Here is a 24,010-nt window from a genome sequence, read left to right on the forward strand (position 1 = left end):
ATCCCCGGCCCCGCGCACCTGGCGCCGCCCCCGGACGACACCGCCGATCGGGTAGACAGACCGGATGGACAAGGCGCCGTTGCCGCGACCCCGAAGGCGGCTTCAGCCCGAGAGTATGGAGACACGATGAGCAAGGTCACGAAGCCGGGCACGCAGTCCCCCGAGCCGCACGCCGCCGACATCCACGACCTGATCCGCGTGCACGGCGCGCGGGTGAACAACCTCAAGGACGTCAGCGTCGAGATCCCCAAGCGCCGGCTGACGGTCTTCACCGGCGTGTCCGGCTCGGGCAAGAGCTCACTGGTGTTCGACACGATCGCCGCGGAGTCGCAGCGGCTGATCAACGAGACCTACAGCGCCTTCGTGCAGGGCTTCATGCCGACCCTCGCGCGGCCCGAGGTGGACGTGCTCGACGGGCTGACGACGGTGATCACCGTCGACCAGCAGAGGCTGGGCGCCGACCCCCGCTCCACGGTGGGCACCGCCACCGACGCCAACGCGATGCTGCGCATCCTGTTCAGCAGGCTCGGAAAGCCGCACATCGGCTCGCCCAAGGCGTTCTCCTTCAACGTCGCCTCGATCAGCGGGGCCGGCGCGGTCACCATGGAGCGCGGCGGGCAGACCGTGAAGGAGCGGCGCAGCTTCAGCATCACCGGCGGCATGTGCCCGCGCTGCGAGGGCCGGGGCTCGGTCAACGACATCGACCTCACCGCGCTGTACGACGACACCAAGTCGCTCAACGAGGGTGCGCTCACCATCCCCGGCTACAGCATGGAGGGCTGGTACGGCCGCATCTTCACCGGCTGCGGCTTCTTCGACCCGGACAAGCCGATCCGCAAGTACACCAAGCGCGAGCTGCGGGACCTGCTCCACAAGGAGCCGACCAAGATCAAGGTCGACGGGATCAACCTGACGTACGAGGGCATCATCCCGAAGATCCAGAAGTCGATGCTGTCCAAGGACGTCGACTCGCTGCAGCCGCACATCCGGGCCTTCGTGAACCGCGCGGTGACGTTCACCGTCTGTCCCGACTGCGAGGGCACCCGGCTCAGTGAGGGGGCCCGCTCCTCGAAGATCAAGAAGATCAGCATCGCCGACGCCTGCGCGATGCAGATCAGCGACCTGGCGGCATGGGTCCGCGAACTCGACGAGCCCTCGGTGGCGCCGCTGCTCGCCACGCTCCGCCAGACCCTCGACTCGTTCGTGGAGATCGGGCTGGGCTACCTCTCCCTCGACCGCCCCTCGGGCACGCTGTCGGGCGGCGAGGCCCAGCGGGTCAAGATGATCCGCCACCTCGGCTCCTCGCTCACCGACGTCACCTACGTCTTCGACGAGCCCACCGTCGGCCTGCACCCCCACGACATCCAGCGGATGAACAGCCTCCTGCTGCGGCTGCGGGACAAGGGCAACACGGTGCTCGTCGTGGAGCACAAGCCGGAGACGATCGCGATCGCCGACCACGTCGTCGACCTCGGCCCCGGCGCGGGCCAGGGAGGCGGCACCATCTGCTTCGAGGGCACGGTCGAGGGGCTGCGGGAAGGCGGCACCATCACGGGCCGCCACTTCGGCGACCGCGTGCGCCTCAAGGAGAAGGTGCGCGAGCACGGCGGAAAGCTGGAGATCCGCGGCGCGAACACCCACAACCTGCGGGGCGTGGACGTGGACGTACCGCTCGGGGTGCTCGTCGTGGTCACGGGCGTCGCCGGCTCCGGCAAGAGCTCGCTCGTGCACGGCTCGCTGGCGCAGCGGGCGGGGGAGCCGGGCGAGGGCGTGGTCTCCGTCGACCAGGGCGCCATCCGCGGTTCCCGGCGGAGCAACCCGGCGACGTACACCGGGCTGCTCGACCCGATCCGCAAGGCGTTCGCGAAGGCCAACGGCGTGAAGCCGGCCCTGTTCAGCGCCAACTCCGAGGGCGCCTGCCCCGGTTGCAACGGCGCCGGCGTCATCTACACCGACCTGGCGATGATGGCCGCAGTCGCCACCACCTGCGAGGAGTGCGAGGGCAAGCGCTTCCACGCCTCGGTCCTGGAACACCACTTCGGCGGCCGCGACATCAGCGAGGTGCTCGCGATGTCGGTGACCGAGGCCGAGGTGTTCTTCGGGGCGGGCGAGGCGCGCACTCCGGCCGCGCACCGGATCCTGGAGCGGCTCGGCGACGTCGGGCTCGGCTACCTCAGCCTCGGCCAGCCGCTCACCACGCTCTCGGGGGGCGAGCGGCAGCGGCTCAAGCTGGCCACCCACATGGGGGAGAAGGGCGGGGTCTACGTCCTCGACGAGCCGACGGCCGGTCTGCACCTCGCCGACGTCGAGCAGTTGCTCGGCCTGCTCGACCGGCTCGTGGACTCCGGCAAGTCGGTGATCGTCGTCGAGCACCACCAGGCGGTCATGGCCCACGCCGACTGGATCATCGACCTCGGCCCCGGAGCCGGTCACGACGGCGGCCGGATCGTCTTCGAGGGCACGCCCGCCGAACTCGTCGCCGACCGCTCCACCCTGACCGGCGAGCACCTGGCGGCCTACGTGGGCGCGTGAGCGGCGTACGGGACCGCTCAGAGCCGTACGAGCGTGACCTCGGTCGCCTTCACGCTGGTCCACACCGCGGCGCCGTCGACGATGCCCAGCTCGGCGGCGGCCTCGGGGGTGATCTCCGCGACCAGGTCGGGCGCCGCGGCGGAACCGACCAGCACGCGCAGCCGGCTGCCGACCGAGGTGATCTCCCGTACGGTGCCGGGCCAGACGTTACGAGGGCTGCCGCCCGGGCGGTCCCGGTGCACGGACACCGCCTCGGGGGCGATGATCGCGAGCGCCCGCTCCCCTTCGGGCAGCGCCTCGGCCACCACCAGACGGCCGCCGCCGGCGAGCTCCAGCCCGTCGGCCGACGCCGTGCCGGGCCAGGCGTTGCGCCCCAGCATCCGGGCCACCCACGGGGAGCGGGGGTGCCGCGCCACCTCGGAGGGCGGCGCGTCCTGCAGGGTCCGCCCGTCGGCGAGTACGAGGACCCGGTCGGCCAGGGACACCGCCTCGACGGGGTCGTGCGTGACGATGAGGCAGACCCCGCCGAAGCCGGCCAGGTGGGTGCGCAGGGTGTGCCGGACGCGGGCCCGCGTCGTCTGGTCCAGGGCGGCCAGCGGCTCGTCGAGCAGCAGCAGCCGGGGCCGGGCGGCCAGCGCGCGGGCCAGCGCCACCCGCTGGGCCTGCCCGCCCGAGAGCTGGGCGGGCTTGCGGTGCGCGAGGTGCCCGACACCGAGCCGGTCCAGCCAGGCCTGCGCCTCGGCGCGGGCCGCGGCGCGCGGCACCCTGCGGGCGCGCAGACCGTAGGAGGTGTTGGCGAGCGCGCTCAGGTGCGGGAACAGGGCGCCGTCCTGGGGGACCCAGGCCACCTGGCGCTTGTGCGGGGGCAGCGCGGTCACGTCGGCGTCGCCGAGGCGCAGTTCGGCGTGGGCGCGGGGGGTCAGGCCGAGCAGGGCGCGCAGCAGGGTGGTCTTGCCGGCGCCGTTCTCGCCGACGACGGCGATGGTGGTACCGGGTTCGGCGTCGAGGGTGAGCTCGTTGAACCCGGAGACGGTGGCGTGCAGCGGCCAGTGCCCGCCGTCGGCCGGTGCGGCGGGCGCGGTGGATCCGGGCGCGGCGGGTCCGGAGGCCCTGACCGTCGCGGTGCCGGTGCCGGTGCCGGTGCCGGTGCCTGCCGTGCCCGCCGTGCCCATCGGGTCCGGTGCCGGAAGGTCCTCCGCGACCACCGCCGCTCCGCCGTCCTTGCGGGCGACGGGGGTACCCGTCCACCTCCCGCGCAGGGCGATGAGTACGGCCATGGCGATCGCGAGCAGCAGCAGGGACACGGAGGTGGCGGCCTCCGGGGAGTCCTGGAGCAGCAGGTAGACCTGGAGCGGCAGGGTCTGGGTGGTGCCGGGGAGGTTGCCGGCGAAGGTGATGGTGGCGCCGAACTCGCCGAGCGCGCGGGCCCAGGTCAGCGCGGCTCCGGCGATCAGGCCCGGGGCCACCATCGGCAGGGTCACCGTGAAGAACACGCGCAGCGGAGAGGAGCCCAGGGATGCGGCGGTCTCCTCGTAGCTCGGCTTGAGGCCGCCGAGCGCGCCCTCCAGGCTGATCACCAGGAAGGGCATCGCCACGAAGGTGGCCGCGACCACCGCGCCGGAGGTGTGGAAGGGCAGGGTGATGCCGAAGGTGCCCTCCAGCCAGGGACCCAGCAGCCCGCGCCGGCCGAAACCGAGCAGCAGGGCCACACCGCCGACCGTGGGCGGCAGCACCATGGGGAGCAGGACGAGCGAGCGCACCAGCGCCTTGCCCCTGAACTCGACGCGGGCCAGCAGCCAGGCGAGCGGCACGCCGAGGAGGAGCGAGAGCCCGAGCGCCCACAGCGACACCAGCAGCGAGAGCTTGAGCGCCTCGACCACTCCGGGGCTGGTGAGGTGCGTGCCGATCTCGCTCCACCGGGTGCGGGTGAGGATGCCGGCCAGCGGCATCAGCAGGAACGCCACGGCGAGCAGCGCGGGGAGCGCCAGGGCCACGGGGGGCCGGGCGCGGCGGGTGCGGACTCTGCTCATGTGGGTTCCCGGCTGGGTGCGCGGCGTACGCGCGCACGCTCGGATGCGGCGTACGCGGGGACGCCGGGGACGGCGGATGAGGCGTGGTGCGGCAAACGGAGAGGGACCGCCCGTCCCCCCAGACCGGGCAGTCCCTCTCCGCTCACCGCGGGGCGGCAGTCGGCTACGCCTTCTGGAAGCCGGCGTCCTGGAGGATCTTCTGGGCCTCCGGGGTGCTCAGCCAGGCCACGAACGCGGCCGCGGCCTCGGCGTTCTTGGAGCCCTTGAGCGAGGCGGCCGGGTACGAGGCCACGGCGTTCTCGGCGTCCGGGATGTCCACCACGGCGACCTTGTCACCGGACTTGATGGTGTCGGTCTTGTAGACGAGACCGGCGTCGGCCTCGCCCAGCTCGACCTTGCTCAGCACGGCGCGGACGTTGGGCTCCTGGGAGACCGGCTTGACCTCGATCTTCTGCGCGTCGAGGATCTGCTTGCTGTAGCGGCCGACCGGGACCTCGGGCGCGGCCAGCACGACCTTGATCTTGGTGTCGGCCAGGTCCTTGAGGCCGGCGACCTTGAAGGGGTTGTCCTTGCCGGCGGCGATGACCAGACGGTTCTTCGCGATGATCGCCGGGTCGTTCACCTCGGCCTTGAGGCCGTCCATGGTCTTGGTGTCGGCGGTGACCAGTGCGTCGGCCGGGGCGCCCTGCTTGACCTGGGCGGCGAGCTCCTGCGAACCGGCGAAGGAGAAGGTGATCTTCGTGCCCGGGTGGGCCTTCTCGTACGCGGCACCGGCGGTCTTGAAGACGTCGGTGAGGGAGGAGGCGGCGAGCACCGTCAGGTTCGCGGCCTTGGGCTCGGCGGACGCGGACGCGGAGGCGCTCGGGGAGGCGGCGCCGTCGGTCTTCTTGTCGTCGTTGCTGCCGCAGGCGGCGAGCGCCGGGACGAGCAGGGCGGCGGTCAGGGCGAGGGCGGCGCTGCGGCGGTTCAGGGGCAGGATCGGGGACATGAGCTGATGCTCCTCGGTCGGGTCGGCGGCCGGCCTGGTGCCGGGTCCGCGCGGTGGTGACCCGCGCCGGTGACGGGCGGAGCGGGTGGGGACGCGTCGTGCTGAGCGGGGGTCAGGCGCGGTCGATGTGCACGCTGGTGGACTTCACGCGGGCGGTGGCCCGCATGCCGACCTCCAGCCCGAGCTCCTCGACGGCCTCACGGGTGAGGAGGGAGACCAGGCGGTGGGGACCCGCCTGGATCTCCACCTGGGCGGCCACGTCGCCGAGCTTGACGGCGGTGACGATCCCGGGGAATGCGTTGCGCGCCGAGGTGTAGGTCTCGCCGTCCTCGGTGTGCGCTCCCTGGGCCACCTCGACGGAGAAGGCGGCCAGGGCGCGGCCGTCGATCAGGCGGCGGCCGCCCTCGTCGCGGTGGGTCGCGACTCGGCCGGCGTCGGCCCAGCGGCGCGCTGTGTCCGGGCTGACGCCCAGCAGGCGTGCCGCCTGACCGATGGTGTAGGACTGCATGAGCGACAAGGTAGGGGCACATGTCCCGCATTTGCAATTCAGTTGGGGCGATGTACATGGCAGATGCCATCCCCTTTGTCGTAAACGCCAAAAGTAGTTCCGTTTTTACCGTCCCGACTCGTTAAAGTCGGGGCATGGCTGAAGAGGGAACCGCGGGTGCGGGGTCGGCGCGGGTCGACGTGTGGATCTGGTCGGTCAGGCTGACGAAGACGCGGGCGATCGCCGCCACCGCGTGCCGTGCGGGCCATGTGCGGGTCAACGGGGAGCGCGCGAAGCCGGCGCAGGCGGTGCGGGCCGGGGACGAGGTCCGCCTCTTCCGCGCGGGCCGGGAGCGCATCGTCGTGGTCCGGCGCCCGGTGTCGAAACGGGTCGGCGCCCCGGCCGCCGCGGAATGCCTGATCGACAACAGCCCGCCGCCGCCGACCCCCGTGGAGGCCGCGGTGGTGGGCATCCGCGACCGGGGTGCGGGCCGCCCGACGAAGCGCGAACGCCGCGAGATCGAAACCCTGCGCGGCCGGTAGCCGGCGCACCCGGTGACGCACCGCACCCGGTGACGCGCCGCCACCGGCGACGCGCCCCATCCGGCGACGCACCACCCCTGCACGTCCCCTTGAGCCCCTCCGGGGCCCGGCCGCTCCCTGCGGAGCCGGCGCACCGGAGGGCTTCGTCGCGCCCGCCCCCGGAGAAAGTTGCTGCAAAGCATTTCGCCGCTTCTCCCGAAATGCGGTCCCCTCCGGGCTCCTGTGCGTGACGGAAGGCGATATTGCCGGTTCACGAGGGCTTCACGTGCTGGTGACAGGCCGCTAACCTCCCCGCAAAATCTTGCGGCAAGTTTTCAATGCCGCGGAGCCGCAGGGCCGTTGAGCCCCGCTTCGAGGAGCAGACCTTGAGATCTCGTACGCGATCACGCTTCGGAGGGCGTCCGGCGGCCCTGGCCCTGGCTTTCGCCGGATGTCTGGCCGTCGCCCTGCCCGCCGCTGCCGCGGGCTCCTTCGCGGAGGCCTCCCCGGTCGCCGCGGCCCCGGTCGCCGCGACGGCGGCCGTCGACAGTACGGCGACGGTCTTCTACTACACCAGGACCCGCAACTGGACCGCGTACAACCTCCATTGGGCGCCCGACGGCGGAAGCTGGACGACCGTGCCCGGCTCCGGCATGGAGGCCGCCTGCACCGACTGGGTGAAGAAGACCGTCAGCCTCGGCGCGGCCGCCGGCCTGCAGGCCACCTTCAACAACGGCCAGGGGACCTGGGACAACAACGGGGGCAAGAACTACGCCCTGGGCACCGGGGCCATCACCGTCAAGGACGGGGTCGTGGCGCACAGCGATCCCTGCACCGCCGACCCGGGCACCGGCACCGGCGGTGGCACCGGCGGTAGCACCGGCACCGGCGGTGGCACCGGCACCGGCGCGACCGCCACCGTCTACTACTCGACCGCGACCGTCGGCTGGCCGACCGTCAATCTCCACTGGGCCGCGACCGGCGGCGCCTGGACCACCGTCCCCGGCACCGGCATGGACCCGGCCTGCGCGGGCTGGGTCAGGAAGACGGTCGCGCTCGGCAAGGCCGCCGGGCTCGCCGCCACCTTCAACAACGGCAACGGCACCTGGGACAACAACAACGGCAGGAACTACGCCCTCGGAGCCGGCCTGTCCACGGTGAAGGACACCGGGGTCACCGCGAACGCCGCCGATCCGTGCGCCGCCGTGGTCCCCGACACCACCGCGCCCACCGCGCCCGCGGCCGTCCGGGCCACCGCCACCGACGTGTCCACCGTGGTGACCTGGGACGCCGCGGCGGACGACCGGGGGGTGACCGGATATCAGGTCACCCGCTCCGGCGGCACCAAGGGTGCCGTCGTCACCAGCGTCACCTCAACGGTCCTCACCGAATCGGGACTGGAGGAGCGGACCGCCTACACCTACACGGTCAGGGCCGTGGACGCCGCCGGGAACCCCTCCGCCCCCTCCGCCCCCGCCGTCGCCACCACCGGCACCCGTCCCGCGGCCCCGGCCGGGTCCGTGCCGCTCGGCGGCGACCCGCGCAAGGACCCGATCTACTTCGTGCTCACCGCCCGCTTCAACGACGGCGACAGCTCCAACAACCGGGGCGGCAGCCAGGACGTGAAATCGGGGAACGCGGCCGGCAACGACCCGATGTTCCGCGGCGACTTCAAGGGACTCGTCGAGAAGCTGGACTACGTCAAGGCCCTCGGCTTCTCCGCGATCTGGATCACCCCGGTCGTGCTGAACCGCTCGGACTACGACTACCACGGCTACCACGGCTACGACTTCTACCGGGTCGATCCCCGCCTGGAATCGGCCGGAGCCTCCTACCAGGACCTCATCAACGCCGCCCACGCCAAGGGCGTCAAGATCTATCAGGACGTGGTCTACAACCACAGCTCCCGCTGGGGGGCCAAAGGCCTGTTCACCCCCACCGTCTACGGCGTGCGCGACGCGCAGTGGTCCTGGTATTACGACGAGAAGCAGACCGGCTTCGAGTACGACGGCCTCACCGTCGATCCCAAGAGCGGCAAGTCGTATTACAACGGCGACCTGTGGTCCACCGCCGAGCCGGCCGGGAACACCTGCGTCAACTGGGGCACGCCCACCGCGTACAAGAGCGCCGAGGGCTATACCGTCCACAACTGTCAGTGGCCCAACCCCACGTCCGGCATGTTCCCCAAGGCCCTGTTCCACCAGTGCTGGATCGGCAACTGGGAGGGCGAGGACGCCCGTTCCTGCTGGATCCACGAGGACCTCGCCGACTTCAACACCGAGAACCCGACCGTCCAGAACTACCTGATCGGCGCCTACGACAAGTACATCGACATGGGCGTCGACGGCTTCCGCATCGACACGGCCGTGCACATCCCCCGCGTCACCTGGAACCGGCACTTCCTGCCCGCCATCCAGCAGCGCGTGGCCCAGCAGTTCGGTGCGCGGAAGGCGAACGACTTCTACGTCTTCGGCGAGGTCGGCTCCTTCGTCAACGACAAGTGGAACCGCGGCTCGGCCAACCAGTCGGCCCAGTACTACACCTGGAAGGAGTCCGCGACCTACAGCGCGGACGACGCGACCGCCGCCGTCCAGCAGTACACGGGCGACAACGACCCGGCCAAGCAACCGACCAGCACCAACGCCTTCCTGAGCGGCAACCTCTACCACGCCCCCGACCACAGCATGTTCTCCGGCATGAACGTCATCGACATGCGCATGCACATGAACTTCGGTGACGCGAACAACGCCTTCCAGAACGGCAAGGACTCCGACGACAGCTACAACGACGCCACCTACAACGTGGTCTACGTCGACAGCCACGACTTCGGCCCCGGCAAGTCCTCCACCCGCTACGCCGGCGGCACCGACGCCTGGGCCGAGAACATGGCGCTGATGTGGACCTTCCGCGGCATCCCGACCCTGTACTACGGCTCCGAGACGGAGTTCCAGGCCGGCAAGCAGATCGACTGCGGACCGACCTGCCCGCTGGCCACCACGGGGCGCGCCTACTACGGGGGCAAGATCGCGGGATCGGTCACCGCGTCCGGCTTCTCCAAGGTCGCCGCCGCCTCCGGACCCGTCGCCGCCACCCTCGAATCCCCGCTCGTCAAACACCTCCAGCGGCTGAACGAGATCCGCCGCGCCGTCCCCGCGCTGCAGATGGGCCAGTACTCCACCGAGGGCATCTCGGGGGGCATGGCCTTCAAGCGCCGCTACACGGACACCGCCACCGGCGTGGACAGCTTCGCCCTGGTCACCGTCACCGGCGCCGCCACGTACGCGGGAGTCCCGAACGGCACCTACAAGGACGCGGTCACCGGCGACGTGCGGACCGTCACCGACGGGAGCCTGTCCGTCGCCGCTCCCGGCAAGGGCAACCTGAGGGTCTACGTGCTCGACCTCGGGGGAACCAACGCGGCCCCCGGCAAGGTGGGCGCCACCGGCCCCTACCTGAAGTAGCCACCGGGGCGGAGGCGAAGCCGAAGCCGCATTTGATTCGAGCGTGTGTTCGAGTGAAGAGTTACGCTGGAGGCATGCACGCACTCCAGGGCTCGCTCTTCGACCAGGACGACGAGATCCGGCTCGCCCCCCGCCTGGCTCCGCGGCGCACGGAGCTCGGCGCGGGCGCCTGGGTGGACCACCTGCCGGGCTGGCTGACGGGCGCGGACGCGCTGTTCGAACGGCTCGCGGCGGACGTGCCCTGGCGCGCGGAGCGGCGGCGGATGTACGAACGCACGGTGGAAGTTCCCCGGCTGCTCGCCTTCTACGGTGAGGGCGACCCGCTCCCGCACCCCGCCCTCGCCGAGGCCCGCGCCGCGCTCGGCCGCCACTACGCCCCCGAGCTGGGCGAACCCTTCGCCACGGCGGGCCTCTGCCTCTACCGCGACGGTCGCGACAGCGTCGCCTGGCACGGCGACCGCACCGGCCGGTCGGCGACCGAGGACACGATGGTCGCGATCCTCTCCGTCGGCGACCTCCGCGACCTGACCCTGCGCCCCCGCGACGGCGGCCCCACCCTGCTCCGCCTCCCCCTGGGTCACGGCGATCTGGTGGTGATGGGCGGCTCCTGCCAGCGCACGATGGAGCACGCCATCCCCAAAACGGCCCGGGCGGTGGGCCCCCGCATCAGCGTCCAGTTCCGCACGCGCGGGGTGCGGTGAGACGGCGTCACGCCGCGTCGAGTTCCTTCGGCGGGCGGGTCGAGGCGGCCGCCGCGTGCAGGGAGCGCAGGGCGAGGAGGAGGATGCCGATGTCGTCCAGGTAGACCGGGTCGGGGATCAGGTCCAGCGGGGAGATGGTGTACACCACGGCCGCCCAGAAGAGCGCCTTGTCGCGCAGCGGGATCCCCGCGTCGCGCAGCAGGCGGCGGGCCGCGAAGACGCGTAGGAGGAGGACGGCCGCGGTGACGGCCAGGCCGGTCGCGACCGCCGCCGCCACGACCAGCCATGCGGTCGTCGTGTCCATCAGGCGCCCTGCGCCCGCAGTCGGCGGCTGACCTCGCCGAGTCCGTCCGCGAGCGCGTCGAGCTGTTCGGGTGTGAGCACGTCCACGAGTACCTCCCTCACCGTGCTCACGTGCCCCGGTGCGGCCTCCGCCAATCGTGCGCGGCCGGCGTCGGTGAGGACGGCGTAGACGCCGCGGACGTCGGAGGGGCAGGTGCGGCGGCGGACCAGGCCCGTCTTCTCCATCTGGGTGACCTGGTAGGTCAGTCCGCTCTTGGAGTTGATCAGCCCGTTGGCGAGCTCCGTCATGCGCAGCTCGCCCTCCGGCGCCCGGGCGAGCCGTACGAGGATCTCGTACTGCGGGTGGGAGAGGCCGGACTCGTCCTTGAGCTGCTGGTCGAGACGGCGGTTGACCAGGGCGGAAGCGGCGAGGAAGCCTTCCCAGGCGCGCATCTCGCGGTCATCCAGCCATCTCGTCTCAGCCATGGAATCAGCGTACAGGTGTCGTTCCAATTTGAACCACTGGTGATGCGGGGCTAGGGTCGGGAGGCGTGGTTCGAATTTGAACAACCTGCACCCTCGGACCGCCCGACCGGAAGGACCCCCATGACCAGCCCCTCCGTCACCACGACGAAGCCGCAGGCCGCCGCACCGGCCGTCCCCCTCAGCGCCCTCTCCACCCCCGCCCACGACGTCGGCCTGCTCCTCCTGCGCGTCGTCCTCGGCCTGACCATGGCCGCCCACGGAACCCAGAAGCTCTTCGGGTGGTTCGGTGGCGGCGGCATCAGCGGCACCGGCCGGTTCTTCACCGCGAGCGGGTACCCGGCGGGCGACGCCATGGCCGTCCTCGCCGGACTGACCGAGACCCTCGGCGGACTCGGCCTCGTCCTCGGTCTGCTCACCCCGCTCGCGGGCGCCGCCCTCGTCGGCACCATGATCAACGCGATCGCCGTGCACGGCGCCGGCTCCTTCTTCGCCCCGCAGGGCGTCGAGTACGAGATCCTGCTCGCCGTCGGCGCCGCCACCCTCGCCCTCACCGGCCCCGGCCGCTACGCCGCGGACCGCTTCCTGCCCGTCCTGCGCGCCCACCGCCTCGCCCACGGAGCCCTCGCCGTCCTCCTCGGCGTCGTGATCGCGGGCGCGCTGCTCCTCGTACGGAACTAGGCCGCGAGCCGGGCCGGGCCCGGTCGCCGGGGAATCCGGTTGCCGATCCCGGCCCGCGGCGCCCAGAATCGGCCGGATGGGCAACGTGGGCAACGCGGGCAAGGTACTGACGGACGATCAGGTCGAACGGTTCGTCACGGACGGCTTCGTGAGACTTCCCGAGGCGTTTCCGCGTCCGCTGGCGGACGAGTGCCGGGCCTTCCTGTGGCGCGAGACCGGGCTCGACCCGGAGGATCCGCGGACCTGGACCGAGCCCGTCGTCAGGCTGGGCGGGTACGCCGACGAACCCTTCCGGCGGGCGGCCACCAGCGACCGCCTGCACGGCGCCTTCGACCAGCTCGTCGGCCCGGGCCGCTGGACACCGAGCACCGGTCTGGGCACCTTCCCCGTCCGCTTTCCGCATCCGGCCGCCCCCGGCGACGACTGCTGGCACATGGACGGCGGATTCACCGCCGAAGGCGAAGCGGGATACCGGCTCAGCGTCACGTCCCGCGGCCGGGCCCTGCTGATGCTGTTCCTCTTCTCCGACGTGGACGCCGACACCGCGCCGACCAGGATCAAGGTCGGCTCCCACCTGGACGTCCCGCCCTTCCTGCTGCCCGCCGGGGACGCGGGCAGGGAGCTGTTCGCCCTCTGCGCGGAGATGGACGGGGCGGGCCGGCTCGACGCCCCCGACCGGCCACTGGCACTGGCCACCGGCCGGGCCGGTGACGTCTACCTCTGCCATCCCTTCCTGATCCACGCCGCCCAGGCCCATCGCGGCACCGTCCCGCGGTTCATGGCCCAGCCCCCGCTGATGCCGGCCGGCCCGCTCGTCCTGGACCGCCACGACGCCGCGTACTCGCCCGTCGAACGCGCGGTGCGGCTGGGGCTGGGGCTCGTGCAGCAGACCCGCGCCTGAGGCCCTGACCCGTACGGCTCGATTCGAGCCGCACATTCGAGGGAAGGGGCCATAAATGACACAACCCATCGAAGACTACGCACTCATCGGCGACCTGATGACCAGTGGACTGGTCGGCCGTGACGGGTCCATCGACTGGCTGTGCCTGCCGCGCTTCGACTCGGCCGCCTGCTTCGCCGCCCTCCTCGGCGACGAGGAGAACGGCCACTGGCGCATCGCCCCGGCCACCGCCCCCGACTCCGCGCGCTGCACCCGCCGCGCCTACGTCGAGGGCACGCTCGTCCTGGAGTCCTACTGGGAGACCGCCGACGGCGCCTCCTTCAAGGTCATCGACTTCATGCCGCAGCGCGACACCGCCCCCGACGTGATGCGGATCGTCGAAGGCCTCACCGGAGAATCGACCGTGGGCAGCACCCTGCGCCTGCGCTTCGACTACGGGCACGTCGTCCCCTGGGTGCGCCGCTGCGAGGGCGACCGCGAGGGCGACCGGGTCGCCGTCGCCGGGCCGGACTCCGCGTGGCTGCGCAGCGAACCCCCCGTGCGGACCTGGGGCGAGGACATGAGCACCCGCTCCGAGTTCACCGTCGCCGCCGGCGAGCGCGTGGCCTTCGTCCTCACCTGGCACCCCTCGCACGAACCGCGTCCCGAGCTCCTGGACCCGTACGCCGCGCTGGAGCAGAGCCTCTCCGACTGGCGGGAGTGGACCTCCCAGTGCCGGTACGAGGGCCCCTACCGGGAGGCCGTGACCCGCTCCCTGATCACCCTCAAGGCCCTCACCTACGCCCCCACCGGCGGGATCGCCGCCGCCGCGACCACCTCCCTGCCCGAGGAGCTCGGCGGCGTCCGCAACTGGGACTACCGCTACTGCTGGCTCCGCGACTCCACCCTCACCCTCGGCTCGCTGGTGGCCACCGGGTACCTCGAAGAGGCCCACGCCTGGCGCGCTTGGCTCCTGCGGGCCGTCGCGGGCGACCCGGCCGACCTGCAGATCATGTACGGGATCGGCGGCGAGCGGCGCATCCCGGAGAGCGAACTGCCCTGGCTGAAGGGGTACGCCTCCTCCGCGCCGGTCCGGGTCGGCAACGCGGCCGTCGACCAGCTCCAGCTCGACGTGTACGGGGAGGTCCTCGACTCCCTGTACGTGGCCCGCTCCGCCGGACTCCCCGCAGAGTGGCACTCCTGGAAGATCCAGCTCGCGCTCCTCGACTTCCTGGAGCAGAACTGGCGCCGCCCCGACGAGGGGCTGTGGGAAGTGCGCGGCCCGCGCCGCCACTTCACCCACTCCAAGGTGATGGCATGGGTCGCCGCCGACCGGGCCGTGCGCACGCTGGAGCTCAATCCCGCACTGGCCGGCGACGTGGACCGCTGGCGGGCCATAAGGGACGAGGTCCACCGCGACGTGTGCGAGAAGGGCTTCGACGCGGAGCGGGGCACCTTCACCCAGTACTACGGCTCCCGCGAACTGGACGCCGCCACCCTGCTCATCCCGCGCGTCGGCTTCCTGCCGCCCGACGACCCCCGGGTCATCGGCACGGTCGACGCGGTGCGCGAGGAGCTGGGCCGCAGCGGGCTGGTCCGCCGCTACAGCACCGAAGGGCTGTCGGTGGACGGCCTGCCCGGCGACGAAGGGGCCTTCCTGGCCTGCTCGTTCTGGCTGACCGACGCGCTGTACCTGACCGGCCGGGAGAAGGAGGCGCGGGAGCTCTTCGAGCGGCTGCTGTCCGTACGCAACGACGTGGGACTGCTCGCCGAGGAGTACGACCCCGTCGCCGGCCGCCAGCTCGGCAACTTCCCCCAGGCGTTCAGCCACGTCGGCCTGGTCAACTCCGCGCTCACCCTGAGCGGCGCCAGCCTGACGACGGGCTGACCGCCCTCCGATCGCGGGCGGACGGCGGGCGGACGGCGGGCGGACGGCGGGCCGGCGGCGGGCACACGGCGGCCCGGCGGCGGCCCGCGCGGGTCAGCCCGGGCGCAGCGCCTCCGTCAGGTGGCCGCGCAACCGGGCGAACTCCGGTGAGGCGCGCAGCTGCGGTACCTCGATGTCCGGATCGCGGGGGAGCGGCACCGGCAGGTCCTCCACCACCCGGCCCGGTCCCGCGGCCATCACCAGGACGCGGGACCCCAGCAGCACCGCCTCCTCGACGGAGTGCGTCACGAACACCACCGTCGTGCCCAGCCGCCCGGCCAGGGAGCGGACCTCCTCCTGGAGCCGCTCCCGGGTCAGCGCGTCCAGGGCGGAGAACGGCTCGTCCATCAGCAGCAGTCCGGGCTCCGCGGCCAGGGCCCGGGCCAGCGCCACCCGCTGCTGCTGACCGCCGGACAGCTCCCAGGTGCGTCGGCCGGCCATGCCGGGCAGGCCCACGCGCTCCAGCAACTCGGCGATCCGGCCCGGCCGCCGGGCCCGCGGCACTCCGTGGCGGGCCAGCGCGAAGCCGAGGTTCCCGCCGACGGTGCGCCACGGGAACAGCCTCGGCTGCTGGAACACCACCCCCGCACCGTGCCCCGGGCGCGGGGCGGCGCCCCCGACCAGGGCACTGCCCGAGTCCGGACGGGCGAACCCGGCGATCACCCGCAGCAGGGTGGTCTTGCCGCAGCCGGAGGGTCCCACGAGGACGACGAACTCGCCTGCGCGGACCCGTAGGTCCACCGAGTCGAGCACCGTCACGGGCTGCTTCGCCGAGCCGTAGCGGACCGAGACCCCGGCGAGCTCGACGCCGGCGTCGGTTCCGGAGCCGGTTTCAGTTCCGGAGCCGGTGTCGGTTCCGACACCGGTGTCAGTTCGCGGCACGGCCGAGCTCCTCCACCGCGAGGGCCCGGCCGAAGGCGGCCTCGTCCGGAACCGCGTCGACCTTCTTCTGCTCCTTCAGGAAGACGGCCGCGTCGTGCAGGGTCGCCGCCAGCTTTCCGGGGGCGCCGGGCGTGCCGAGGTAGTCGGGCCCGGCCTGCTCCTTCGCGCTCAGCAGCACCAGCTCCGACAGCTGCCGCTTCGCCTCGTCGGGCTGCAGCCCGAGCTCCGCCCCGATGGACTTCGCGGCCTGGTCGGGGGTGGTACGGGCCTGCCCGACGGCCTGGTCCTGCGCCTTGATCCAGGCGGTGACCACCTCGGGGTGCCTGGCCGCGAACGCGTTCGTCACCACGCCCAGGTCGGCGGTGGGCTTGCCCTGCTCCGCGAGCTGCCGGCTGGTGATCAGCACCTTGCCGTCCTTGGTCAGCTCGCTCAGCGTCGGCGTCCACACGTACGCCGCGTCGATGTCCCCGCGCTTCCAGGCGGCGAGGGAGTCCTGCGGCTGGAGGTCGATGATCTGCACGGCCCCGGCGTCCACCCCGGCCGCCTTCAGCGCGGCGAGCAGCGAGTAGTGGGCGGTGGAACCGAACGGCGTGGCCGCCTTCTTCCCGGCCAGGTCCTTGACCGAGCCGATCCCCGGCTTGGCGACCAGGGCCTCGTTGTCGCCGATCAGGTCGTGGATCCACACGACCTTGTACGGGATGTTCAGCGGGGCCGACAGACCCTTGGTGACCGGGCTCGACCCGGCCAGGCCCAGGTCCACCGAGCCGGCGATCACGGCCGTGTTGACGTCGCCGCCGGACTCGAACTTCACCCACTTCACGTCGGCGCCGGGCAGGGCCTTCTCCAGCAGCCGCTGGTTCTTCACGATCAGGTCGGCATTGGGTATCGCCTGGTAGGCGATCCGGACGGTGGTCCGCCCGGACCCGGCCGCGGCCGGGTCCCCGTCCGCTCCGCACGCGGCGGTGGTGGAGGCGGTCAGGGCGACGGCGGCGGCCAGCAGCAGGGCGCGGCGGGAGACGTGTCCGGGCATGGCGGAACTCCAAAGGTGAGCGTGGGCATGGGTGAGGATGAGGTCAGTGCGGAGGCGGAGGCGGAGGCGGCGGCGCGTTGGTGCGCCGGGTCAGGTGCGGCCGCGCCAGGGGACGGCGAACCGCTCGATCCCCCGGAGCAGGGCGTCGAGCAGGATCCCGGAGAGTCCGATGGCGAGGATGCCGGCGATCACCAGGGCCGTCTGGTTGTAGCGCTGGGCGTCGCGGATCATGCCGCCGATGCCGGGTACGCCGTTGATGGTCTCCGCGGCCACCACGGAGGTGTAGGCGACGCCGACGGCGATCCGGATGCCGGTGAGGATCTCGGGCAGGGCGCTGGGCAGCCGCACCGACAGCAGCAGGGACACCGGACCGGAGCCCAGGGCCCGCGCCGCCTCGGTGAGCTGGTCCGGTACGGTCCGCACGGCCGCCGCGGTGGCGGCGGCGACCGGCGGCAGGGCGGCGATCACCAGGAGCCAGATCTTCGGGGCCTCGTCGATGCCGAACCAGATGACGAGCAGCGAGAGGTACGCGAGCGGCGGCAGGGTGCGCAGGAAGGTCACGGCCGGCTCCAGCACCACCGCGAGCGGCCGGACCGTGCCGATCAGCAGACCCAGCGGCACCCCGGCCAGCACCGCGTACCCGGAGCCGGTGCCGATCCGGCCCAGGCTCACCCCGAGGTGCTCGATCAGCAGGTGGCCGCCGTAGCCGCGTACGCCGTCGTGCGTGGTGGAAGCCAGCAGGAACTGCCGCCACACCTCGCCGGGTGAGGGGACCAGAACCCTCGGCCAGACCTCGGCGGCCACCACCGCCTGCCAGGCGGCGAGCAGCACGGCCAGGGCCACGGCGCGCAGCGCGCTCCAGCGGAGCGCCTCCCGGACCCGCTTGCGGGCCTTCGGCGAGACCGCGGGCAGCGGCGGCCGGTCCCCGCCGGCGGTCGCGGGGGCGTCGGCGGCCGTGGCGAGCGCCGTCATGCCGCCGCCGTCCCGGTCAGGGCGCGCAGGCGCGGGGCGACCTCTTCGCCGACCCGGTACGCCTCTTCGAGGTGCGGGTAGCCGGACAGGATGAACTCGTCGATGCCCAGGGCCCGGTACTCCGCCAGCCGGGCGGCCACCTCGTCGTGCGAGCCGACCAGGGCCGTCCCCGCGCCCTCGCGGACCAGCCCGATGCCCGCCCACAGGTTCGGCGCCACCGTCAGCCCCGAGGCGTCCGCGACCCCGCCGTGCAGGGCGGCCATCCGGGCCTGCCCGGTGGAGTCCATCGCGGCGAACCGCTCCTGGCTGGCCCGGACCGCCTCCGGGTCCAGCCCGGCCAGGATCCGGTCGGCCTCCGCCCAGGCCTCGGCCGCGGTGTCCCGGCTGATGACGTGCAGGCGCAGCCCGAAGCGGACCGTGCGGCCGGCGGACCGGGCCCGCCCGCGCAGCCGGTCGATGCGCGCGGCGACGGCCGACGGCGGCTCGCCCCACAGCAGTTGTACGTCGGCCCGCCGGGCGGCGACCTCCTCGGCGGCGGGCGAGGCCCCGCCGAAGTACAGCGACACCGGGTGGCGCAGCTCCGGATCGGTCAGCCGGGCACCCTCGATGCGCAGGTGGGCGCCGTCGTGGTCCACGGACTTCCCGTCCAGGAGGTCGCGCACCACCGCCATCACCTCGTCGGTGCGGGCGTAGCGGTCGTCGTGCGCCAGCTGGTCCCCGTACGCCCGCTGCTCGGCCGGATCGCCACCCGTCACCACGTTCAGCGCCAGCCGACCGCCCGCGAACCGGCGGAAGGCGTCGGCCTGCTGGGCGATCAGCGTGGGACTGGCGAACCCGGCGCGGAACGCGACGAGGAAGCCGATCCGGGTGGTGTGCTGAGCGAGCGCTGCCGTCAGGATCCACGGATCGACGCAGCCGAGCCCCACCGGGGTCAACAGCGAGTGGAATCCGGCCTGTTCGGCGGCCCGGGCGACCTGTGCCAGGTACGGGACGTCGGCGGACCGGCGGGTGGCGCCACGGCTGCGCCCCTGGACGGCGGTGACCCCGCCGGGGTCGCGGCCGTCCCCGCCCGTGGGCAGGAACCAGTGGAGCAGGAGCGGGTTCTCGGGCATGGCGAAACCTCGTCGGAGCGGCATGACGCGCACCACGGGGCGGGAGGACCGGAGGTGGCACGTGTACATGGAGGTGCGGGCGGGGACGCGGAAGTCCGTGCGACCGGAGGCCTGGCCAGGATCCGGCCGTGCGGCCGGGGCTGGAGCCGCGGCGAAGGGCGCGGACTCGTCCGTACGGAGTCAGGAACGGCGGATCGGAGGGATCAACAGCCGTGCGTACGGGGGGTGGTGGCCCGACAGAGCATGGTCGACACACGCAGCAGATCTACGTGACGACGCGATACGAGTACGGGGGCCATGGGGTGCATCCTGTCGGTGTCCGGTGGGTATCGACAAGCGGAGTCCGGATGTTGGACGAAATCGTCCCGGATCCCGGGCGCCAGGAGGGTCGAGGTGGTGGTCGGAGGTGGTTACCGGCGGCGGTTGAACGGCAGCCGGCCGAGGACCACGGCCATTCCGCAGGTGTCGGTGAGGGCGGAGAAGACCAGCCCGGCCGCGATGGCGGCACTGAGCAGCTCGAACGCCGGGTGCACCAGCAGGCCGAGCAGCAGCCCGAGGAGGACGACCGCTCCGGCGGTCAGCCGGACCTGCCGCTCCATGGCCCAGACCCGCCGGCGGCCCTGCGCGGGGTAGTCCAGCGGATGCCCCTGCGCCGACCAGGAGCTGGTGCCGCCGGTCAGGCTGGTGGCCGCGATGCCGTGCCGGGCGAGGGTGCGGGCCGCGTTCTCCGAGCGGGTGCCCGAGGCGCAGACCAGGAGGAGCTCCTTGTCCCCGGCGGCCAGGCGCAGCTCGTCCAGGGAACCGGCGATCCGGTCGAGCGGCACGTTCAGCGCGCCGGGGAGGTGGCCGGAGGCGTACTCGCCCGGCGTCCGGACGTCGACGATCACGAACTCGGCGTGGCGGGAGTGGGCCTGGCTGACGTCGAGGAGGGCGGGGCTGCTGCTCATGACGGACGGGCTCCTTGGAAGGACGGGGGGCCACCGGACGGATGCGGCCGCACGGCGGTACGGGGGGCGCGGAAGGTACGGGAAGGCGGTGCCGCGGGATGCGGGAGGTACGGCGGGGCCGCGGGCGCACACCGGGGCCGTGCGGCGCCGGGTGCGGGGCGGGAGGGTTTCTGCGCAGGCGGACGTCAGCGGGGACAACAGGAGCGCGACAGGAGGCGCTGGGTGACGGCCATGGCGCGGAGCATAGACGAAACAGGGCGGAGGGCAAGACACCCGGTCCGCCATTCGGGACGGCGCCGCGTCCCTCAGCGGTGCGGACCGGTCGCCGCCCGGGCCTCCTCGCGGCGCCGCAGCAGCTCTGCGGTCGCGGCGTCGGCGGGCAGGAACGCCTCCAGGTGCAGCTCCGCCAGGGTCACGTCCACGGCCGTCGCGAAGGAGGTCAGCGTGGTCAGCAGCCGCAGCTCCCCCTCGGGGGTGCGCAGCCGCAGCGGTACCGCGAAGCCCAGGTGGTCCTCCGGGGCGGGACCCGCGGCCGGCAGGTAGCCGGCCAGCTCCTCGACCAGCGAGTCGAGTCCGGGGTCGGGATGGGCCGCGGCCCGCGCCCGCAGGCTCTCGGTGATGTGCCGGCCCCACGCCGCCAGGTTCACCACGCGCGGCCCCATGCCCTCCGGGTGCAGGGCGAGCCGCAGCACGTTCACGGGCGGCTCCAGCAGGTGCGCGGCCGCGCCCTGCGTCAGCACGCCGAACGCGGCGTTCGCCAGGACGAGTTCACCGCGCGGCCCGGCCACCACCGCCGGATACGGAAGGTGGCCGGTCAGGATGGAGCGCAGCGCTTCCATGGCGGGCCCGATGCTCTCGGCGGCGCCACCTCAGCTTCATCGAGAGCGGCCGGTCGGTGCCGGGGCGGGCGATGGTGGTCCGGCTGGCCGAGTCCCTGGGGCTGACCCTCCGGGAACGCAACTCCCTCCTGCTCGGCGCTGGTTACGCCCCCGTGTACGCGGAGTCGGCGCGGGACCTGTGTGGTCCCGGCGAGAGTGGCCAGCTCGAGCTGGCTCAGCCGCCGCAGCGCCCGGCGCCGCCGCAACTCGCGGGCGAACGGGGACGGCTCGGCGGAGGCGACAGGGGCCGAGGCGGCAGCGGCAGAGGCGGTGGAGGCGGCAGCGGTGGTGGCCATGCCCCCTTTCTAGCCGCCGGCCCGGCGGACCCCTCCATTCCCCGCAGGGAATTGCCGCGCGTGTCCCGGCCGCGGAGCATCGGGGTCATCGGACACGGGCCCCACCGGAGGCGAAGATGCGCGCGTACCACCTGGAGACGTTCGCCACGATCGAGGGCATCGTCCTGCGGGACGGCGGCGGACCGCGCCCGGCCCCGGCCGGGCCGACCGGGATCGTGGTCCGCGTCCGGGCCGCCTCCCTCAACAAGCGGGACCTGCTCATCCTGCACGGGCGCTACCCGCTCGCCGCCGAGCCCGGGGTGGTGCCGCTGAGCGACGGCGCGGGCGAGGTGGTCGCCGTGGGGGAGTCGGTGACCCGGTTCGCGGTCGGCGACCGCGTCTCCTGCGCCTACTTCCCGCACTGGCGCGACGGGAGGATCACCCCGGAGCTGACCGCCCAGCCCGGCTGCACCTTCGACGGCATGCTCGCGCAGTACGCCGTACTCGACGAGCAGTGGGCGGTCCGGATCCCGGAGCACCTGAGCTGGGAGGAGGCGGCGACCCTGCCGTGCGCCGCGGTCACCGCCTGGAACGCGCTGACCGGCGGGGAGGGCGGAGCGCCGCTGCCGGGCCGGAGCGTGCTGACCCTCGGCACCGGCCCGGTCGCGCTCTTCGCGGTGCAGTTCGCGAAGCTGCTCGGCTGCCGGGTCGTCTCCACGACGTCGAGCCAGGAGAAGGCGGACCGGCTGAAGGCACTGGGGGCCGACGCCGTCGTGGACTACGTACGGACCCCCGAATGGGGTTCCACAGTGCGGGAACTGACCGGTGGCGGCGCCGACCTGGTGGTGGAGACGGGCGGGCCCGACACCATCGAGCAGTCGGTGCGGGCCAGTTCCCTCTACGGGCAGATCGCCCTGCTGGTCACCGCCAGTGCGGCGAAGTCGGGGATCGAGATCTCGCACGCCGCGTACGCGTCGAGCCTCGCCACCATCCGGCGCGTGTTCGTCGGCAGCCGGACGCAGTTCGAGTCGATGAACACGACGATCGCGGCGCACGGACTGCGCCCGGTGGTGGACCGGGTGCTCCCCTTCGAGGAGGCGCACGAGGCCTACCGCGGCTACGCGGCGGACGCGCCCTTCGGCAAGGTGGTGATCCGGGTGGGGGAGTGACCCCGTGCCCGGCGGGCGCAGGGGCGGGAGCGGGACGCGGAGAGCGCGGACGGGAGGTGTTGCGGGGCGCGTGCTACAGGGCGGGAGCCGCGGCCGGAGCCGGGTTCTCGTCGTCCACCGGAATGCTGACGAGCCAGCGGGTGTCCTTGCGCGGACGCAGGTACAGCGCCCAGTACAGGGTGGCGACGGAGGTGATCCCGCCGGTCCACAGCAGGTACTGGGTTTCCTGCTGGGTCAGGATGTACGCGAACACCAGGATCAGCACGATCGGGACGGCCGGCCACAGCGGCATCCGCCAGGCGGCGGTCTCGCGGTGCGCACCGCGCCGGCTGAACAGCGCGGCCACCGCGACCAGCAGGTACATGCCGGTCACCGAGACGCCGGTGACCCCGTAGAGCGTGTCGAGGTTGACGAAGCACATCGCCGCGCCCGGGACGCCGACGAGCAGGGTGGCCACCCACGGGGAGCCGAAGCGGCCGAGCCGCGAGAGCGCGGAGTTGACGGGCGCGGGCCAGGCCTTGTCGCGGGCGGAGGCGAACAGCACCCGGGAGTTCTGGATGACCATGACGATGCCCGCGTTGACGATGGCGAGGGCCACGCAGAGGCTGACGAAGGTGCCGACGGCCGAGTTGGACCAGGCGGTCACCATGGCGCCGATGTCACCGGAGGTCAGCGTCTCCAGGTCGGGGGCGCCCATGGTGATGGCGATGACCGGGACCAGGATGACGGCGGTGGAGATGGCGAGGGTGGCGAGCACGGTGCGCGGGACGTTGCGGCGCGGGTGCTCCAGCTCCTCGGAGAGGTAGACGGCCGTCGAGAAGCCCTGGGTGATGAACAGGGCGATCGCGAGTCCCGAGACGACCATCATCGCGGTGACGGTGGACGTACCGCCGCCCTCCGCGGCCACGGAGCCGTGCACGAGGGCATCGGCGCCCCGCTCGCTGTGCGCGAAGCCCAGTACCGCGACGAGCCCGGCCGCCACGACCTCCAGGACGAGGAAGATGCCGGTGATCCAGGCGTTGGCCCGCAGGTCGAGGAGACCGGCGAGGGTGGCGAGCAGCATCACGCCGGCGCCGGCGGCCGGGGCCGGTATGTCGACCAGGGGGGCGAGGTAGTCGGCGGTGCCCATGGCGATCACGGGCGGCACGATCATCACGACCAGGAGGGAGAGCACGAACACCAGCCAGCCGGCGAGCCGCCCGGACATGGTGGACACCATCGCGTACTCGCCGCCCGCGCTGGGGATGAGGGTGCCCAGCTCCGAGTAGCAGAAAGCCACGCCGATGCAGAGCAGCGAGCCGATCGCGATCGTGAGCGCGGTCCAGGTCCCGAGGCTGGCGAACAGGTCGGGCACGACGACGAAGAGGGTCGAGGCGGGCGTCACGCACGAGAGCGTCAGCAGGGTTCCGCCGACGACACCGATGGAACGCTTGAGCTTCTGGGGGACGGGTCCGGTCGCCGGGGCGAGGGCCTGAGGGGCGCTGATCGTGTCAGTCATCGGTGCGGTGTTCCGATCGGCAGATGCGGTGAGTGAGCGCGGGAGCGGTATCGCCTCCGGGGCGGTGGTCAGCAAGAGTATTTCGGTGGCTCCCGGGCCGTTATGCAATCTCTGCGAGATCCGCAGGTCAAGAGCTGTTCACCTGCGGATTCCATCGTCGGGGGCCGGGCCGGAGGCCGTCCGCGGCGTTAAGACCGCGTCAACGCTGCGCAATCACCATGTGCGATAACCGCAGGATACCGCCGGTAAATTTCCTTCCGCTTTGCCCACCCGC

At 72.7% G+C, this 24,010-nt stretch carries 20 protein-coding genes; 8 read left to right on the forward strand and 12 right to left on the reverse strand.

Going from position 1 to position 24,010, the window contains the following annotated elements; translation table 11 throughout:
• The first annotated feature begins 126 nt into the window (after positions 1 to 126).
• Positions 127 to 2,532 carry an ATP-binding cassette domain-containing protein gene (locus OG904_RS28525; protein WP_405495788.1) on the forward strand — a complete coding sequence of 802 codons (2,406 nt, stop codon included), beginning with the start codon at positions 127 to 129 and terminating at the stop codon, positions 2,530 to 2,532.
• A gap of 17 nt (positions 2,533 to 2,549) precedes the next feature.
• Here the strand turns inward: OG904_RS28525 and OG904_RS28530 are convergent, their stop codons facing one another.
• The 3 genes from OG904_RS28530 to OG904_RS28540 form a co-directional block, all read right to left on the reverse strand.
• Positions 2,550 to 4,562 (reverse strand): ABC transporter permease, encoded by a 2,013-nt coding sequence (locus OG904_RS28530; RefSeq protein ID WP_405495790.1) that lies wholly within the window; start codon positions 4,560 to 4,562, stop codon positions 2,550 to 2,552.
• Between the two features lie 163 nt (positions 4,563 to 4,725).
• Entirely contained in the window at positions 4,726 to 5,550 is an 825-nt protein-coding gene (gene modA, locus OG904_RS28535) for a molybdate ABC transporter substrate-binding protein (protein ID WP_405495792.1), read from the reverse strand.
• A gap of 112 nt (positions 5,551 to 5,662) precedes the next feature.
• Positions 5,663 to 6,058, reverse strand: a complete 396-nt coding sequence (locus OG904_RS28540; RefSeq protein WP_405495794.1) for a molybdopterin-binding protein — start codon at positions 6,056 to 6,058, stop codon at positions 5,663 to 5,665.
• A 134-nt stretch (positions 6,059 to 6,192) separates the two neighbouring features.
• Between OG904_RS28540 and OG904_RS28545 the strand changes: the two genes are divergently transcribed.
• From OG904_RS28545 to OG904_RS28555, 3 genes are all read left to right on the forward strand, one after another.
• Positions 6,193 to 6,579 (forward strand): RNA-binding S4 domain-containing protein, encoded by a 387-nt coding sequence (locus OG904_RS28545; protein WP_405495796.1) that lies wholly within the window; start codon positions 6,193 to 6,195, stop codon positions 6,577 to 6,579.
• A gap of 365 nt (positions 6,580 to 6,944) precedes the next feature.
• Entirely contained in the window at positions 6,945 to 10,019 is a 3,075-nt protein-coding gene (locus OG904_RS28550; RefSeq protein WP_405495798.1) for a carbohydrate binding domain-containing protein, read from the forward strand.
• Between the two features lie 74 nt (positions 10,020 to 10,093).
• Positions 10,094 to 10,720, forward strand: coding sequence for an alpha-ketoglutarate-dependent dioxygenase AlkB (locus OG904_RS28555; protein ID WP_405495800.1), 627 nt, complete (start codon positions 10,094 to 10,096; stop codon positions 10,718 to 10,720).
• Between the two features lie 7 nt (positions 10,721 to 10,727).
• Here OG904_RS28555 and OG904_RS28560 read toward each other — a convergent pair whose 3' ends face one another.
• Together OG904_RS28560 and OG904_RS28565 are read right to left on the reverse strand one after the other, a co-directional pair.
• Positions 10,728 to 11,024, reverse strand: coding sequence for a YkvA family protein (locus tag OG904_RS28560; RefSeq protein ID WP_405495802.1), 297 nt, complete (start codon positions 11,022 to 11,024; stop codon positions 10,728 to 10,730).
• Positions 11,024 to 11,488, reverse strand: coding sequence for a MarR family winged helix-turn-helix transcriptional regulator (locus tag OG904_RS28565; protein WP_405495804.1), 465 nt, complete (start codon positions 11,486 to 11,488; stop codon positions 11,024 to 11,026). Before OG904_RS28565 ends, OG904_RS28560 begins: the two co-directional genes overlap by 1 nt.
• A gap of 120 nt (positions 11,489 to 11,608) precedes the next feature.
• Between OG904_RS28565 and OG904_RS28570 the strand changes: the two genes are divergently transcribed.
• The 3 genes from OG904_RS28570 (at position 11,609) to OG904_RS28580 (ending at position 14,934) form a co-directional block, all read left to right on the forward strand.
• Positions 11,609 to 12,166 (forward strand): DoxX family protein, encoded by a 558-nt coding sequence (locus OG904_RS28570; protein WP_405495806.1) that lies wholly within the window; start codon positions 11,609 to 11,611, stop codon positions 12,164 to 12,166.
• 76 nt (positions 12,167 to 12,242) lie between these two features.
• Positions 12,243 to 13,067 carry a phytanoyl-CoA dioxygenase family protein gene (locus tag OG904_RS28575; RefSeq protein ID WP_405495808.1) on the forward strand — a complete coding sequence of 275 codons (825 nt, stop codon included), beginning with the start codon at positions 12,243 to 12,245 and terminating at the stop codon, positions 13,065 to 13,067.
• 55 nt (positions 13,068 to 13,122) lie between these two features.
• Positions 13,123 to 14,934: a glycoside hydrolase family 15 protein gene (locus OG904_RS28580; RefSeq protein ID WP_405495810.1), complete on the forward strand. Its 1,812-nt coding sequence runs from the start codon at positions 13,123 to 13,125 to the stop codon at positions 14,932 to 14,934.
• 93 nt (positions 14,935 to 15,027) lie between these two features.
• Here OG904_RS28580 and OG904_RS28585 read toward each other — a convergent pair whose 3' ends face one another.
• From OG904_RS28585 to OG904_RS28610, 6 genes are all read right to left on the reverse strand, one after another.
• Positions 15,028 to 15,855, reverse strand: a complete 828-nt coding sequence (locus OG904_RS28585; RefSeq protein WP_405495812.1) for an ABC transporter ATP-binding protein — start codon at positions 15,853 to 15,855, stop codon at positions 15,028 to 15,030.
• Complete coding sequence (locus OG904_RS28590) at positions 15,842 to 16,885, reverse strand: glycine betaine ABC transporter substrate-binding protein (protein ID WP_405495814.1); 1,044 nt, start codon at positions 16,883 to 16,885, stop codon at positions 15,842 to 15,844. The genes OG904_RS28585 and OG904_RS28590 overlap by 14 nt, the downstream gene beginning before the upstream one ends.
• Before the next feature lie 90 nt (positions 16,886 to 16,975).
• Complete coding sequence (locus OG904_RS28595; protein WP_405495816.1) at positions 16,976 to 17,857, reverse strand: ABC transporter permease; 882 nt, start codon at positions 17,855 to 17,857, stop codon at positions 16,976 to 16,978.
• A complete protein-coding gene (locus OG904_RS28600) occupies positions 17,854 to 18,969 on the reverse strand; it encodes an LLM class flavin-dependent oxidoreductase (RefSeq protein ID WP_405495818.1) in 1,116 nt (371 codons plus the stop codon). Before OG904_RS28600 ends, OG904_RS28595 begins: the two co-directional genes overlap by 4 nt.
• A gap of 410 nt (positions 18,970 to 19,379) precedes the next feature.
• Positions 19,380 to 19,916: a rhodanese-like domain-containing protein gene (locus OG904_RS28605; protein ID WP_405495820.1), complete on the reverse strand. Its 537-nt coding sequence runs from the start codon at positions 19,914 to 19,916 to the stop codon at positions 19,380 to 19,382.
• 305 nt (positions 19,917 to 20,221) lie between these two features.
• Positions 20,222 to 20,755, reverse strand: coding sequence for a hypothetical protein (locus OG904_RS28610; protein WP_405495822.1), 534 nt, complete (start codon positions 20,753 to 20,755; stop codon positions 20,222 to 20,224).
• Positions 20,756 to 21,206: 451 nt separating this feature from the next.
• Between OG904_RS28610 and OG904_RS28615 the strand changes: the two genes are divergently transcribed.
• Positions 21,207 to 22,238, forward strand: a complete 1,032-nt coding sequence (locus tag OG904_RS28615; RefSeq protein WP_405495824.1) for an NAD(P)-dependent alcohol dehydrogenase — start codon at positions 21,207 to 21,209, stop codon at positions 22,236 to 22,238.
• A 73-nt stretch (positions 22,239 to 22,311) separates the two neighbouring features.
• Here OG904_RS28615 and OG904_RS28620 read toward each other — a convergent pair whose 3' ends face one another.
• Positions 22,312 to 23,736 (reverse strand): APC family permease, encoded by a 1,425-nt coding sequence (locus OG904_RS28620; RefSeq protein WP_405495826.1) that lies wholly within the window; start codon positions 23,734 to 23,736, stop codon positions 22,312 to 22,314.
• Between the last annotated feature and the right edge of the window lie 274 nt (positions 23,737 to 24,010).

This window comes from Streptomyces sp. NBC_00096 (assembly GCF_045041305.1).
In the GTDB taxonomy this organism is placed as follows: domain Bacteria; phylum Actinomycetota; class Actinomycetes; order Streptomycetales; family Streptomycetaceae; genus Streptomyces.